At 63.9% G+C, this 12,402-nt stretch carries 9 protein-coding genes and 2 pseudogenes; 6 read left to right on the forward strand and 5 right to left on the reverse strand.

Annotated elements, in window-relative coordinates:
• Positions 1 to 13 precede the first annotated feature (13 nt).
• From DQG18_RS12585 to DQG18_RS12605, 5 genes and pseudogenes are all read left to right on the forward strand, one after another.
• The gene (locus DQG18_RS12585) at positions 14 to 1,588 is read left to right on the forward strand and encodes a Re/Si-specific NAD(P)(+) transhydrogenase subunit alpha (RefSeq protein ID WP_116654633.1); all 1,575 of its coding nucleotides are present in this window, start codon (positions 14 to 16) and stop codon (positions 1,586 to 1,588) included.
• Positions 1,589 to 1,598: 10 nt separating this feature from the next.
• Entirely contained in the window at positions 1,599 to 3,041 is a 1,443-nt protein-coding gene (locus tag DQG18_RS12590; protein ID WP_116654634.1) for an NAD(P)(+) transhydrogenase (Re/Si-specific) subunit beta, read from the forward strand.
• Between the two features lie 40 nt (positions 3,042 to 3,081).
• Positions 3,082 to 4,152: a class II fructose-bisphosphate aldolase gene (gene fba, locus DQG18_RS12595; RefSeq protein ID WP_116654635.1), complete on the forward strand. Its 1,071-nt coding sequence runs from the start codon at positions 3,082 to 3,084 to the stop codon at positions 4,150 to 4,152.
• A complete protein-coding gene (locus DQG18_RS12600) occupies positions 4,149 to 5,174 on the forward strand; it encodes a class 1 fructose-bisphosphatase (protein ID WP_116654636.1) in 1,026 nt (341 codons plus the stop codon). The genes fba and DQG18_RS12600 overlap by 4 nt, the downstream gene beginning before the upstream one ends.
• Before the next feature lie 2 nt (positions 5,175 to 5,176).
• Positions 5,177 to 5,881, forward strand: a pseudogene (locus tag DQG18_RS12605) (CoA transferase); the annotation flags it as partial.
• 19 nt (positions 5,882 to 5,900) lie between these two features.
• On the opposite strand, the gene DQG18_RS12610 reads toward DQG18_RS12605, so the two are convergent.
• The 5 genes from DQG18_RS12610 to DQG18_RS12635 all read right to left on the reverse strand — a co-directional run bounded on the left by DQG18_RS12610 (position 5,901) and on the right by DQG18_RS12635 (position 11,279).
• The gene (locus DQG18_RS12610; RefSeq protein WP_116654638.1) at positions 5,901 to 7,184 is read right to left on the reverse strand and encodes a TRAP transporter large permease; all 1,284 of its coding nucleotides are present in this window, start codon (positions 7,182 to 7,184) and stop codon (positions 5,901 to 5,903) included.
• A 3-nt stretch (positions 7,185 to 7,187) separates the two neighbouring features.
• Positions 7,188 to 7,691, reverse strand: coding sequence for a TRAP transporter small permease (locus tag DQG18_RS12615; protein WP_157970153.1), 504 nt, complete (start codon positions 7,689 to 7,691; stop codon positions 7,188 to 7,190).
• A gap of 69 nt (positions 7,692 to 7,760) precedes the next feature.
• Positions 7,761 to 8,768, reverse strand: coding sequence for a TRAP transporter substrate-binding protein (locus DQG18_RS12620; RefSeq protein ID WP_116654640.1), 1,008 nt, complete (start codon positions 8,766 to 8,768; stop codon positions 7,761 to 7,763).
• A gap of 67 nt (positions 8,769 to 8,835) precedes the next feature.
• Positions 8,836 to 9,945, reverse strand: a complete 1,110-nt coding sequence (locus tag DQG18_RS12625; RefSeq protein WP_116654641.1) for a mandelate racemase/muconate lactonizing enzyme family protein — start codon at positions 9,943 to 9,945, stop codon at positions 8,836 to 8,838.
• Positions 9,946 to 10,247: 302 nt separating this feature from the next.
• On the reverse strand, positions 10,248 to 11,279 hold the full coding sequence (locus DQG18_RS12635; RefSeq protein ID WP_116654629.1) for a zinc-dependent alcohol dehydrogenase: 1,032 nt from the start codon (positions 11,277 to 11,279) through the stop codon (positions 10,248 to 10,250).
• A 177-nt stretch (positions 11,280 to 11,456) separates the two neighbouring features.
• On the opposite strand from DQG18_RS12635, the pseudogene DQG18_RS16550 reads away from it, so the two are divergent.
• Positions 11,457 to 12,362, forward strand: a pseudogene (locus tag DQG18_RS16550) (sugar kinase).
• Positions 12,363 to 12,402: the final 40 nt, after the last annotated feature.

Here is a 12,402-nt window from a genome sequence, read left to right on the forward strand (position 1 = left end):
CAATAGGTGAATCATGAAGATTGGCACTTTGAAGGAAAGCTTTGCAGGGGAGGCGAGAGTGGCGGTCACCCCGTCGTCGGCAGCGCATCTTCAGAAACTGGGGCACGAGGTCTTTGTCGAAAGCGACGCGGGATCGCTGGCCGGCTTCTCGGACGACGACTATCGCAAGGCGGGTGTGACGGTCGAAGGGTCGGCCGCCGATCTGGTGGCCGCGGTCGATGTCGTCGCGAAGGTCCGCCAGCCCTCCGAGGGCGAAATCGCCCAGATGCGCGAGGGTCAGACCCTGATCTCGTTCTTCTACCCGGGCCAAAACAAGGACTTGCTGGAAAAGGCCAAGGATCAGGGCATCACCGCCATCGCCATGGACATGGTGCCCCGGATCAGCCGTGCACAGAAGATGGACGCGCTGTCGTCGATGGCCAATATCGCCGGATATCGCGCGGTGATCGAGGCCGCGAACAATTTCGGCCGCTTCTTCACCGGTCAGGTGACCGCCGCAGGCAAGGTGCCGCCGGCCAAGGTTCTTGTGGTGGGTGCAGGCGTGGCCGGCCTTGCCGCGATTGGCACCGCAACCAGCCTTGGTGCACAGGTCTTTGCCTTCGACGTTCGTCCCGAGGTGGCCGAGCAGATCGAATCGATGGGGGCCGAATTCGTGTTCCTCGATTTCGAGGAAAAGGCCCAGGACGGTGCGGCGACCGGCGGCTATGCCGCGCCTTCCAGTCCGGAATTCCGCGAAAAGCAGCTGGAAAAGTTCCGCGAACTGGCGCCGCAAATGGATGTCGTCATCACCACCGCGCTGATCCCCGGCCGCGATGCGCCCAAGCTTTGGACCAAGGACATGGTCGAGGCGATGAAGCCCGGCAGCGTGATCGTGGATCTGGCGGCCGAGAAGGGCGGGAACTGCGACCTGACCGTGCCCGAGCAGCGGATCGTGACCGATAATGGCGTGGTCATCATCGGCTATACTGACTTCCCGTCGCGCATGGGTACGCAGGCATCCGAGCTTTACGGCAACAATATCCGCCATTTCATGGCCGACCTGACGCCGAAGAAAGACGGGGTCGTCAATCACAATATGGAAGATGACGTGATCCGCGGCGCGACCGTCGCGCGCGATCATGACATCACCTGGCCACCCCCGCCGCCGAAAGTCGCGGCCATCGCCGCGCAGAAGCCGAAGGAAAAGAAGAAGGAGCTGACGCCCGAGGAACGCCGCGCGGCCGAGATCGCCACCTTCAAGGCCGAAACGAAATCGCAAGTCACGCTGCTGGCGGCGGGCGCGGTGGTCCTGCTGCTGGTGGGCCTGGTCGCGCCGGCCAGCTTCATGTCGCATTTCATCGTCTTCGTGCTGGCCTGTTTCGTCGGTTTCCGGGTGATCTGGAACGTCGCCCATTCGCTGCACACGCCGCTGATGGCGATCACCAACGCGATTTCCTCGATCATCATCCTGGGTGCGCTGATGCAGATCGGATCGGGCTCGGCCTGGGTGATGATCCTCGCGACGCTGGCCGTGCTGATGGCAGGGGTCAACATCTTCGGCGGCTTCCTGGTCACGCGCCGGATGCTGGCCATGTTCCAGAAGTCGTAAGGGGGCAGGCATGGAATACGGATTCACCACCGCGGCCTATGTGGTCGCAGCCATCCTGTTCATCCTGTCGCTGGGCGGGCTTTCGGGACAGGAAAGCGCCAAGCGCGCGATCTGGTACGGCATTGTCGGCATGGCCCTTGCGGTCCTGGCTACCCTGTTCGGGCCGGGCGCGGGCAACTGGCTGCTGTCGCTGATCATGATCGCCATCGGCGGCGGTATCGGCTATGTCGTGGCCAAGCGCGTCCAGATGACCGAGATGCCGCAGCTTGTCGCCGCGATGCACAGCCTCGTGGGCCTCGCCGCCGTCTTCGTCGGCTTCAACGCCCAGATCGAGCTGGCCCGCGTGTTGCGCATCAAGGCCGAGGACGCGGGCCATGTCTTCCAGGGCTTCGCCGCCGTGCTGGCCCACAAGACGCCCTCCGAGATCGCGATGCTGAAGATCGAGGTCGCGCTTGGCGTCTTTATCGGCGCCGTGACCTTCGCCGGTTCGGTCGTCGCCTTCGGCAAGCTGGCGGGCCGGGTGGATGGCAAGCCGAAAAAGCTGCCGGGCGGGCATATGCTGAACGCGGGCGCGATGGCGCTGTCGGTGCTGCTGGGCATCCTGTTCTGCACCGGCACCGGCCCGGCGATCCTCTGGCTGATCCTGATCACGCTCCTGGCCTTCTTCATCGGCTATCACCTGATCATGGGCATCGGCGGCGCCGACATGCCGGTGGTGGTGTCGATGCTGAACAGCTATTCCGGCTGGGCGGCGGCTATGATCGGCTTCACCCTGTCCAACGACCTGCTGATCGTGACCGGCGCGCTGGTCGGATCCTCGGGTGCGATCCTCAGCTATATCATGTGCAAGGCGATGAACCGGCATTTCGTGTCGGTGATCCTCGGCGGTTTCGGCGGCGAGACCGGCCCCGCGGCCGCCATCGAGGGCGAGCAGGTGGCGATCGACGCCGACAGCGTGGCGGCAGCGCTGAACGATGCCGACAGCGTCATCATCGTGCCGGGTTACGGCATGGCGGTCGCGCAGGCGCAGAGCGCGGTCAGCGAACTGACGCGAAAACTGCGCGCGGCGGGCAAGGAGGTGCGTTTCGCGATCCACCCGGTCGCGGGCCGTCTGCCGGGCCATATGAACGTGCTCTTGGCCGAGGCAAAGGTGCCCTACGACATCGTGCTGGAGATGGACGAGATCAACGAGGATTTCCCCTCGACCGATGTGGTCATCGTCATCGGCTCGAACGACATCGTGAACCCGGCCGCACAGGACGACCCGAACTCGCCCATCGCCGGTATGCCGGTGTTGGAGGTGTGGAAGGCGAAACAGGTCTTCGTCAGCAAGCGTGGCCAGGGCACCGGCTATTCCGGCATCGAGAACCCGCTGTTCTTCAAGGAGAACACCCGAATGTTCTATGGCGACGCAAAAGACAGCGTCAACAAGCTCCTGCCGCTGCTGGACTAGATGCCATCCTTCCCTGAATCCCCTGACTGGAGAACTGGATATGCCTTTGGTACCTATGCGGTGCATACTCGACCACGCGGCAGAGCGCGGCTATGGAATGCCTGCCTTCAACATCACCAATCTTGAGACGCTGCAAGGCGTGCTACGCGCCGCAGATGCGACCGACAGCCCGGTGATCCTTCAGGCGACGCGGAGCGCGCGGGGCTATGTCGGCGATATCTTCCTGCGGCATATGCTGCAGGCATCCGTGGCGACCTACCCGCACCTGCCGATCGCCATGCATCTGGATCACGGCAGCAGCCCATCGGATTGCGAAGGCGCTTTCGCTGTCGGGTTTTCCTCGGTGATGATGGACGGCTCGCTGATGGAGGACGGCAAGACGCCATCGTCCTATGCCTACAATGTGGATGTGACGGCCCGGGTCGTGCGGAACGCGCATACCAGAGGGATTTCGGTCGAGGGCGAGATCGGTGTGCTGGGATCACTCGAGACCGGATCTGGCGACCAGGAAGACGGGCATGGCTTCGAAGGTACGCTGGGACGCGACAAGCTCGTCACGGATCCCGACGAGGCCGCGTCTTTCGTGCGGGACACCGGCGTCGATGCCCTGGCCGTGGCTATCGGCACCTCGCACGGAGCCTACAAGTTCAGCCGCAAACCGAGCGGAGAGATCCTGGCCATGGATGCTCTTGCCGAGATCCATGCGCGCCTTCCCAATACTCATCTGGTGATGCACGGCGCATCGACCGTGCCGATGGAGCTGCAGGAGAAACTGAACAAGTTCGGCGGCGACATTCCGCAGACCTACGGCGTGCCGATGGAAGAGGTTGAAAAAGGCATCCGCCACGGCGTGCGCAAGGTGAATATCGACACGGATATCCGTATGGCGATGACCGCGGCGATCCGCCGGCAATTCGCCGAGAAACCAGCCTCGTTCGATATTCGCGGTTATCTCAAGCCCGCTGTCGAGTCCGTCGCGAGCCTGTGTCGAGAACGCTATGAGCGTTTCGGCTGCGCGGGGAACGGGTCAAGGGTCAGACCGGTCGGGCTTGAGGAGATGGCCAAAAGATACGCAGCAGGGCTGGTCCCGATGGCAGGAGCGAGCGAATGACCGAAACAAGTGTCACACTGATCCAGTACCTGCTCCAACGGCGCCATGAGGGCGCGGTCGAACGCGACCTGACCACGCTGCTGCATTCCGTGGCTACCTCCTGCAAGGCCGTGTCCAACTACCTGAGGACCGGTGCTTTCGCGGACATTCTGGGAAGCCATGGCACCGAGAACGTCCAGGGCGAGACGCAGAAGAAGCTGGACGTCGTCGCCAATGACATCTTTTTGCGGCGGTGCGAGTGCTCGGGCGTGCTTGCGGCGATGGTTTCCGAAGAAATGGACGAGATCTACGGCATCCCCGACCACTTTCCCAAGGGCCGCTATGTGCTGCTGTTCGATCCGCTGGACGGTTCGTCGAACATCGACGTCAACGTCTCGGTCGGTTCCATCTTCTCTGTTCTCAGGTTGGACGAGGTGCCCGAAACCATCACTTATGATACAGTACTGCGCCCGGGAGTCGAGCAGGTGGCGGCCGGCTATGCGCTGTATGGCCCCTCGACCGTCCTGGTTCTCAGCGTGGGTCACGGTGTCGATCTCTTCACGTTCGATAGCGGGATCGGAGAGTTCCGGCTGACGCAATCCGGCCTCCGCATTCCCGAGGAAACCAACGAATTCGCGATCAACGCATCCCGGATGCGGCACTGGCCCGAGCCGATCAGAAGCTATGTTTCCGATTGCATCGCGGGGAAAGACGGACCGCGAGGACGCGATTTCAACATGCGTTGGATTGCCTCGATGGTCGCCGAGGTGCATCGGATCCTGTTGCGTGGCGGCGTCTTCCTCTACCCGGTTGACGATGCGAACGCCGACATCGGAGGCAAGCTGCGATTGCTTTACGAGGCCAACCCGATGGCCATGCTGGTCGAGAATGCCGGTGGATTGGCGACCGACGGGCGGGACCGGATTCTGGAGCTTCGGCCCGATGGCCCGCATCAGAGAGTCGGCACGATCCTGGGGTCTTCGGAGGAGGTGCGTGATGTGCTTAACCGGTTGAAGGCGAACGCGCCGGCAACCTTACACTGACGTCGGTTTTGATGTGGCTGAACGGCGATGAGGGCCAGGGCCCGGTGCCCTTCGGGCTGGCGGTGGCGGATATGTTCGCGGGGGCCAATCTGGTGCAGGGAATCCTTGCCGCGCTGGTGCGCCGGGGCCTGGGCGGCACCGGCGCCCATGTCGAGACCAGCCTGCTGGAAAGCATGGTCGATTTCCAGTTCGAGATGCTGGCCACCCATCTCAACGATGGCGGCCGCCCGCCACGCCGGTCGGAATACCGCTCGGCCCATGCCGGGCTGGCCGCGCCCTACGGCGTCTACCGCACCGCCGACGGCTATATCGCCATCGCGATGACGCCCATCGACCGGCTGGCCGATCTGCTGCAACTGACCGATCTGGGCGCCTTCGCCGGCGCGCCGCGAAGCTGGTTCACCGAGCGCGACAACATCAAGCGCCTGATCGCCGCGCATCTGGAACGGCAGGGAACCGACCATTGGCTGGCCTTGCTGGAGCCGCATGACATCTGGTGCGCCATGGTGCTGGACTGGCAGGAGTTGATGGAGCATGAGGCGTTCCGGCGACTGGACATGATCCAGACCGTCCGGCGGGACGGCGGCGACACGATGCGGCTGACGCGCCCGCCGCTGCGCATCGACGGCGCGCGCGGGGCCAGCTGCAGCGCCGCCCCGGCCATCGGCGCGCATTCCGCGGCGATCCGGGACGAGTTCGACCTCTAGCCGCCCCGCTGCCGCCCGCCTAATCCAACGCCAGGGCCGGCAGCAGCAGCGACAGCGCCGGAACGAAAGTCACCAGCGCCATCGAGATCAGCATCGCGACCATGAAGGGCAGGACGCGGACCACCACCGCCTCGACCGGGACCCGCGCGATCGAACTGGCGATGAACAGGTTGATGCCGACCGGCGGCGTGCAGAAGCCGATGGCGAGGTTGCAGGTGATGATGACCCCGAAATGCACCGGATCGACACCCAGCGTTTGCGTCACCGGCAGCAGGATCGGCGTCAGGATGATGATCGCGGCGACCGGTTCGAGGAACATGCCGGTGATCAGCAGCACCAGATTCAGCAGCAGCAGGATCGCGATGGGGTTGTCGGTCGCACCGGTGATCAGATCGGCCAGCGCGCCGGGGATCCCCTCGATCGTCATGAACCGTCCGAAGGCGAAGGCCATGGCGACCATGATCATGATCGTCGCGGTCATCGTGCCGCTGCGGACCAGAATGCCGGGAAGCTGGGCGAGGGTGATCTCGCGATAGACGACCATGCCGACGAACAGCGCATAGACGACCGCCACGCCCGCGGCCTCGGTCGGGGTGAAGACGCCGCCATAGATGCCGCCCAGGATGATGATCGGCACGAACAGCGCCCAGATGCCGCCTCTGCCTTGACCGGACACCTCCTCTGCGGCGGCGGTAGCCACCGATTCGTCCAGATTGCCGCGCAGCACCATTCGCGCCACGACCATGAAACCGATGCCGAACAGGATCCCGGGCACGATCCCCGCCAGAAACAACGCCCCCAGCGAGACATTGGCCACGACGCCATAGATGATCAGCGGAATCGAGGGCGGGATCATCACGCCCAGCATCCCCGATGCCGAGGTCAGCGCCGCGGCGAAATCCGGCCGGTATCCGCGCTTGGCCATCTCGGGGATCAGATTCGAGCCGATGGCGGCGACGGTTGCCGGTGACGACCCCGAGATCGCCGCGAAGAACATCGAGGCGATGACATTCACATAGGCCAGCCCGCCTCTGACCCGCCCGACCAGCAGCGCGGCCATGCCGACGATCCGGCCGGACAGGCCGCCCGCCAGCATGATCTCGCCCGCGAGGATGAACATCGGCACCGCGACCAGCGGAAAATTGTCCGATCCGACGATGGCGTTCTTGATCAGCAGCGAGGCGGGCGGCGCGCCGGGCACGAATTGCATCACCAGCAGCGTCGCCGCGCCGATGGCGATGCCCAGGGGCGTGCCAAGCACCATCAGCAGCAGGAACAGGGCAAAGAGGATCGCCGCCGACATGAATCAGGCCTCCGATGCGGATATGGGTTCGCCGCGCGCCAGCCGCTGCACCAGCCGAAGCGCGGCCAGCAGCGAGCCGAAGGGCAGCGTCATGTAGAGCCATGTCAGGCTGACCTTCGCGCCGGTGAGCGGCCAATGCATGACGATGGAGGATTGCCGCGCCACGATGGGCGAGGTGGCCTGCTGCACGCCCAGCCAGGCGATCCAGAGGAAGAAGACCACCATCGCGACCTGGATCGCGCGTTCAAGCCGCAGCGCCATCGCCCCCGGCAGCCGGTCGGTGAAGGCGGTGATGCGAATATGCTGGCCGGTGCGGAACGCATAGGCGATACCGATCCAGATCGTCCAGATGAACAGCCAGCGGACCAGTTCCTCGGACCAGACAAGCGAGTTCTGGAAGACATAGCGCATGATGACCTGCAAGAAGATCAGCATCGCGATCAGGCCCATCGTCAGGGTCAGGGCAATCGGCTCGAACCAGCGGTCGAGCCAGCGTAGAATGCGCATCTGATCTCCTCCCATCGGATGCAGGACCGGTGGCCGGGCGCTGCGGTGCCGGCCGGAACGGCCCGCGTCTTATTGCGCCTTTTCGGCATTCGCGACCGCCTTCGCCAGTTCGGCATAGGCGTCCGCGCCGACCAGCTTTTCGAACTCGCCCGAAAGCTCTCCGATCTTGTCGCGGAAGGCGGCGAGTTCCTCGTCCGACAGGGTGTTCACCTCGACGCCCGCCTCCCTGATGATCTCAAGGTTCCTGGCCTCGGCCTCGTCGATCAGCGACAGTTCGTGGTCCAGCGCCTTGTCCAGCGAGGCTTTCAGGATGTCCTGAAGATCCGCCGGCATCGCCTCGAAACGGCCCTGGTTCATCACGGCGATATAGGCGCTGTAGACGTGATTGGTCATCGAGACATAGCGCTGAACCTCGTACATCTTGTTGTTGACGATGTTGGTCAGAGGGTTTTCCTGCCCGTCCACGACATTCTGCTGCAAGGCCGAGTAAAGCTCGGAGAACGCCATCGGCGTGGGATTGGCGCCCAGATGATCGAAGGCCTCGATATGCGCCTCGACCGCCATGGTCCGCAGCTTGATCCCGGACAGATCCTCGGGCCTGGTGATCGGGCGGACATTATTCGTCATCTCGCGAAAGCCGTTCTCGAACCAGCCGACCGTGGTCAGGCCCAGATCGTTCAGCCGAGGCTCCAGGAAGGCGCCGAAATCGCCTTTCAGCACGGCGAGGGCGACCTTGCGGTCGGGGAACATGTAGGGGATCTCGGGGGCCGAGAAAGCCGGATCCCAGGCCGACAACTTGGACACGGTCGGCACGGCAATGTCAATCGTCCCCTCCTGCGCCAGTTCGACCAGCTCGCGGTCATCGCCCATCTGGCCGCCGCCGAATATCTCGACGCTGATCCGCCCGTCGGACGCGGCCTCGACACCCTCGGCGAAGAATTCCACCGCCCGGTTCAGCGGATTGTCCTCGCCGATCGCGGCGTGGCCCAGCTTCAGGTCGAATTCCGCCGCGAACCCGAGGCTGGTCGTCGCCAGCAACAGCGCCAGGGCACCGCCGGTCAGTGATGTGATTTTCATTCTCTCTTCTCCCTATGAATCTGTCATGACCGGCGCGGCAGGGCGCGCCGGATTTTCCCAGCCGCGCTCAGTCGGCGCGGTGCGGCATCAGCCGGTCCTCGATGAAGGTCACGCCGGTGCCGGGGCTGTCGGGGGCCAGCGCCATGCCGTCTTGCAGTTCGACCGCACGGTCGGCGAAGGTCTCGATGTCGAAGGAATGCGATTCCACCCAGCCCGCATTGGGCTGGGCGGCGACCAGGCTGACCGACAGTTCCTGCATCCCATGCGTGCAAACCGGGATGCCGTGGCGGCGCGCCATCGCCGCGACCCTCAGAAAGCCGGTGATACCGCCGCAATTTCCCGCATCGGGCTGCACGAAGGACAGCTTGGCCGTGTTCAGCGCGCGGTCGAATTCCGCCATCGTATGCAGGTTCTCGCCCATGGCCAGCGGCATGCCCGTGGCCTCGGCGATGCGCGCGTAGCCCTCGAAATCATCGGGATCGATGGGTTCCTCGAACCAGGTCAGGTCATAGGGCGCGAAGGCGCGGGCGGCGGCGATCGCCTGATCCACGTCCAGCCCGTAATTCGCATCCACCATGAAGACCGCATCCGGGCCGATGGCCTCGCGCACGGCGGCGACGCGGGCGACATCCTCGGCAAGATCGGGCTTGCCGACCTTGATCTTGACGGCATTATAGCCCGCCGCCAGATGCGCGCGGTTATCGGCCGCCAGACGCTCGATGGGGAAGTTCAGGTCGATGCCGCCGCGATAGATGCGGGCGCGGCGGGACGCGCCGCCAGCCATTTTCCACAGCGGTTCCGCCCGCCGCTTGCCGCGCAGATCCCACAGAGCGATGTCGATGGCGGAAATGGCGAAACTGGCGATCCCGCCCCGGCCGACATAGTGAATATGAAGCTGCATCTCGTCGAAGATCGCGTCGATCGCCTCGGCATCGCGCCCGATCAGCATCGGCGCCAGATCGTGGCGCAGCATGGCCAGGATCGCATGGCCGCCCTTGCCGCCAGTATAGCTGTAGCCGCTGCCCGTGGCGCCGTCCTCGGTCGTGATCGTGCAGACGACCAGTTCGAAATGGGTGTGATCGCCGTGCTTGGCATCGCTCAGCACCTCGGCAAGGGGTGGGCGATAAAGATGCGCCTCGACGGAACGGATGCGGGTGGCGTTGGAAGAGGCTGTCATGATCTGGGACTTCCGGCTGATATCCGTCCGCGCCGATCCCCGCCGCTGGCGGTCGTCTTCCCTCGGCCGGGACGGACAGGTTGCAATGAGGTTACCGAGGATGCTGGCCCCAGTGGCCCATCCAGCCGCCATCGACGACCAGAACTTCGCCATTCACGTAATCCGAGGCGGCCGAAGACAGAAACACCACCGGCCCCTGCCTGCGCCAGGGCTTCGGCCATGCCGCGACCGATGCCACGCTTGGCGCCGGTGACAATGGCGGTCTTGCCGGAAAGTTCGAAAGATTTCAGGACGGACATGGATCAGGCTCCTACCTTGATAAGGCTTTTCAACGCGGTGGGCGAAGCGTCGAGTGCCTCGAACGCCTGCTGGATTTCGGACAGCGGACTGACATCTGTGATGACCGTGTCGGCAGCAATGGCGCCCGAAATCACCAAGGCGATGGCCTTGTCGTAATCCTCGGCCTCGTAGACTCTCGCGCCTACCAGTTGCAGCTCACGCCAGAAGAAGCGGAACATGTCCACGGTCGGTTTCTTGGCGTGAATGGCGACCATGCAGATACGGCCGCGCGTTGCCGCCACGCCTGTCATCGCGTCGACGCCGGGCTGGCTGCCCGACACCTCGAAAACCACGTCGGCACCCTTGTTGCCGGTACGTCCGTTGATTTCGTCCACCAGGTTCGACTTGGCGGGGTTCACGGTGTCGAAGCCCAGGTCGCGGGCAATCGCCAACCGGTTCTCGTTGACCTCTGAGATCACGACCTTGCCGCCTGCGTCTCGGGCCACCATGGCGACCAGCACGCCAATCGGACCGCCGCCGATCACCACCACGTCCTCGCCCGCCTTCAAGCCGGCCATACGCACGTCGTGACACGCCACCGCCACGGGCTCGACAAGCGCGGCATGGTCAAGCCGCATGTCTTCGGGCAGGGCGTGCAGAGTGTGTGCGGGTACGGTCCAGACCTCTTGCATCGCGCCATCGGTGTCGAGCCCGAGAAACTTCAGGTTGTGGCAGATGTGGGTGTGACCTGCGTTGCATGCCGGGCAGTTGCCGCAGTGATTCAGCGGGCGCACAACGACCTTCTGACCTTGTTCAAAGCCTTGCACGCCATCGCCCAAAGCGTAGACCGTACCGGACATCTCGTGCCCGATCACCCGCTCGAACCCGACGCGGGCGTCCATGTTGCCGTGGAAGACGTGCATGTCGGTGCCGCAAATGCCGCAATAGGCGATCCGAACGGAAACTTCGCCCGCCTTCGGGCTAGGAGCCTGCTTTTCCTCGACGCTGAAGCGCCGCTCTCCGCGGTAGTAAGCGGCGGAAATCGTGTCGGCCATGTCGGTAACTCCTCTCCATCTCTGCTGCGAAGCGGCGGTCAATCAGCCTCCGAATCCATCACTATTTTGGTATGACCAAAAATAATTCAACATGTCAACATTTTTTGCTTTTCCCGAGCGATTGCGGCCTTCAAACATTTATGGTATTACCATACTCTGTGAGACAGGGAAATGACTATGCCCACCAGACCGCGCGCCGCCTTTGTGGGAGAGGCCATGATCGAGTTGACTGCGATGGACGGCACGCGTGATGCGGCGCGGCTGCGGCCGGCTGGGGACGTGCTGAACTCGGCTGTCTACTTCCAGAGAGCCAGTGGCCGGAATGATGCCGCGCGGTTCGTGACGGTACTTGGCGACGATCCGTTCTCGGACAGGATCATCGACCTGGCCGCCGAAGAGGCGGTCGAAGCTTCCGGCATTCGGCGTGCGGAGGGTCGGTCCTGCGGGCTCTACGCGGTCTCGACGACGCCGGAGGGCGAGCGCAGCTTCAGCTACTGGCGCAGCGCGTCAGCAGCGCGGAGCCTGTTCGCTGATCCCCGCGATTTCGAGGCGCTCTTGGGGTGCGACGTGGTCCTGATTACGGGCATCACCCTGGCGATCATCCAGCCCGAAGCGCGCCGTGCCTTGCTCGAATGGGCCGAAAAGGCGCGTACCGATGGCGTGCGCCTCGCCTTCGATTCGAACTTTCGTCCTGCGCTCTGGGAAGACCTCCAAACGGCGCGGGACTGGACCTAACTTTTCTGGCACGCCTGCGACATCGCCTTCCCGTCCGTTGATGATGAAATGGCCCTGTTCGGCGATGCCGATACCGACGCGGTTCTGGCACGATTCGAACGCTACGGTGTAAGTACGGGTGCCCTCAAGGCGGGCCGTGACGGATCGTGGCTCTTGGGCGATGTGCCTGCGCTGGTGTCGGTCGAACCGGTGGAAAGAGTCGTAGACACCACCGCCGCAGGAGACAGCTTCAACGGCGGGTTCCTCGCAGCGCTGATGCGGGGCGCGGGGCCGGAAGATTGCGCGCGCGCCGCACACGAGATTGCGCGGGAAGTCATCCAGACATCAGGTGCGATCATCCCGCGCTGAGATTCAGAGACCGCCGAAGGTGTCTCGCACCTGGGATCAC

It is taken from the genome of Pelagibacterium sediminicola (genome assembly GCF_003390885.1).
Classification (GTDB): domain Bacteria; phylum Pseudomonadota; class Alphaproteobacteria; order Rhizobiales; family Devosiaceae; genus Pelagibacterium; species Pelagibacterium sediminicola.

Excerpts from the sequence above, each read along its gene's own strand:
- DQG18_RS12585 (WP_116654633.1), top strand. The coding sequence starts at position 14 with ATGAAGATTGGCACTTTGAAGGAAAGCTTTGCAGGGGAGGCGAGAGTG.
- DQG18_RS12590 (WP_116654634.1), top strand. The coding sequence starts at position 1,599 with ATGGAATACGGATTCACCACCGCGGCCTATGTGGTCGCAGCCATCCTG.
- fba (WP_116654635.1), top strand. The coding sequence starts at position 3,082 with ATGCCTTTGGTACCTATGCGGTGCATACTCGACCACGCGGCAGAGCGC.
- DQG18_RS12600 (WP_116654636.1), top strand. The coding sequence starts at position 4,149 with ATGACCGAAACAAGTGTCACACTGATCCAGTACCTGCTCCAACGGCGC.
- DQG18_RS12610 (WP_116654638.1), bottom strand. The coding sequence starts at position 7,184 with ATGTCGGCGGCGATCCTCTTTGCCCTGTTCCTGCTGCTGATGGTGCTT.
- DQG18_RS12615 (WP_157970153.1), bottom strand. The coding sequence starts at position 7,691 with ATGCGCATTCTACGCTGGCTCGACCGCTGGTTCGAGCCGATTGCCCTG.
- DQG18_RS12620 (WP_116654640.1), bottom strand. The coding sequence starts at position 8,768 with ATGAAAATCACATCACTGACCGGCGGTGCCCTGGCGCTGTTGCTGGCG.
- DQG18_RS12625 (WP_116654641.1), bottom strand. The coding sequence starts at position 9,945 with ATGACAGCCTCTTCCAACGCCACCCGCATCCGTTCCGTCGAGGCGCAT.
- DQG18_RS12635 (WP_116654629.1), bottom strand. The coding sequence starts at position 11,279 with ATGGCCGACACGATTTCCGCCGCTTACTACCGCGGAGAGCGGCGCTTC.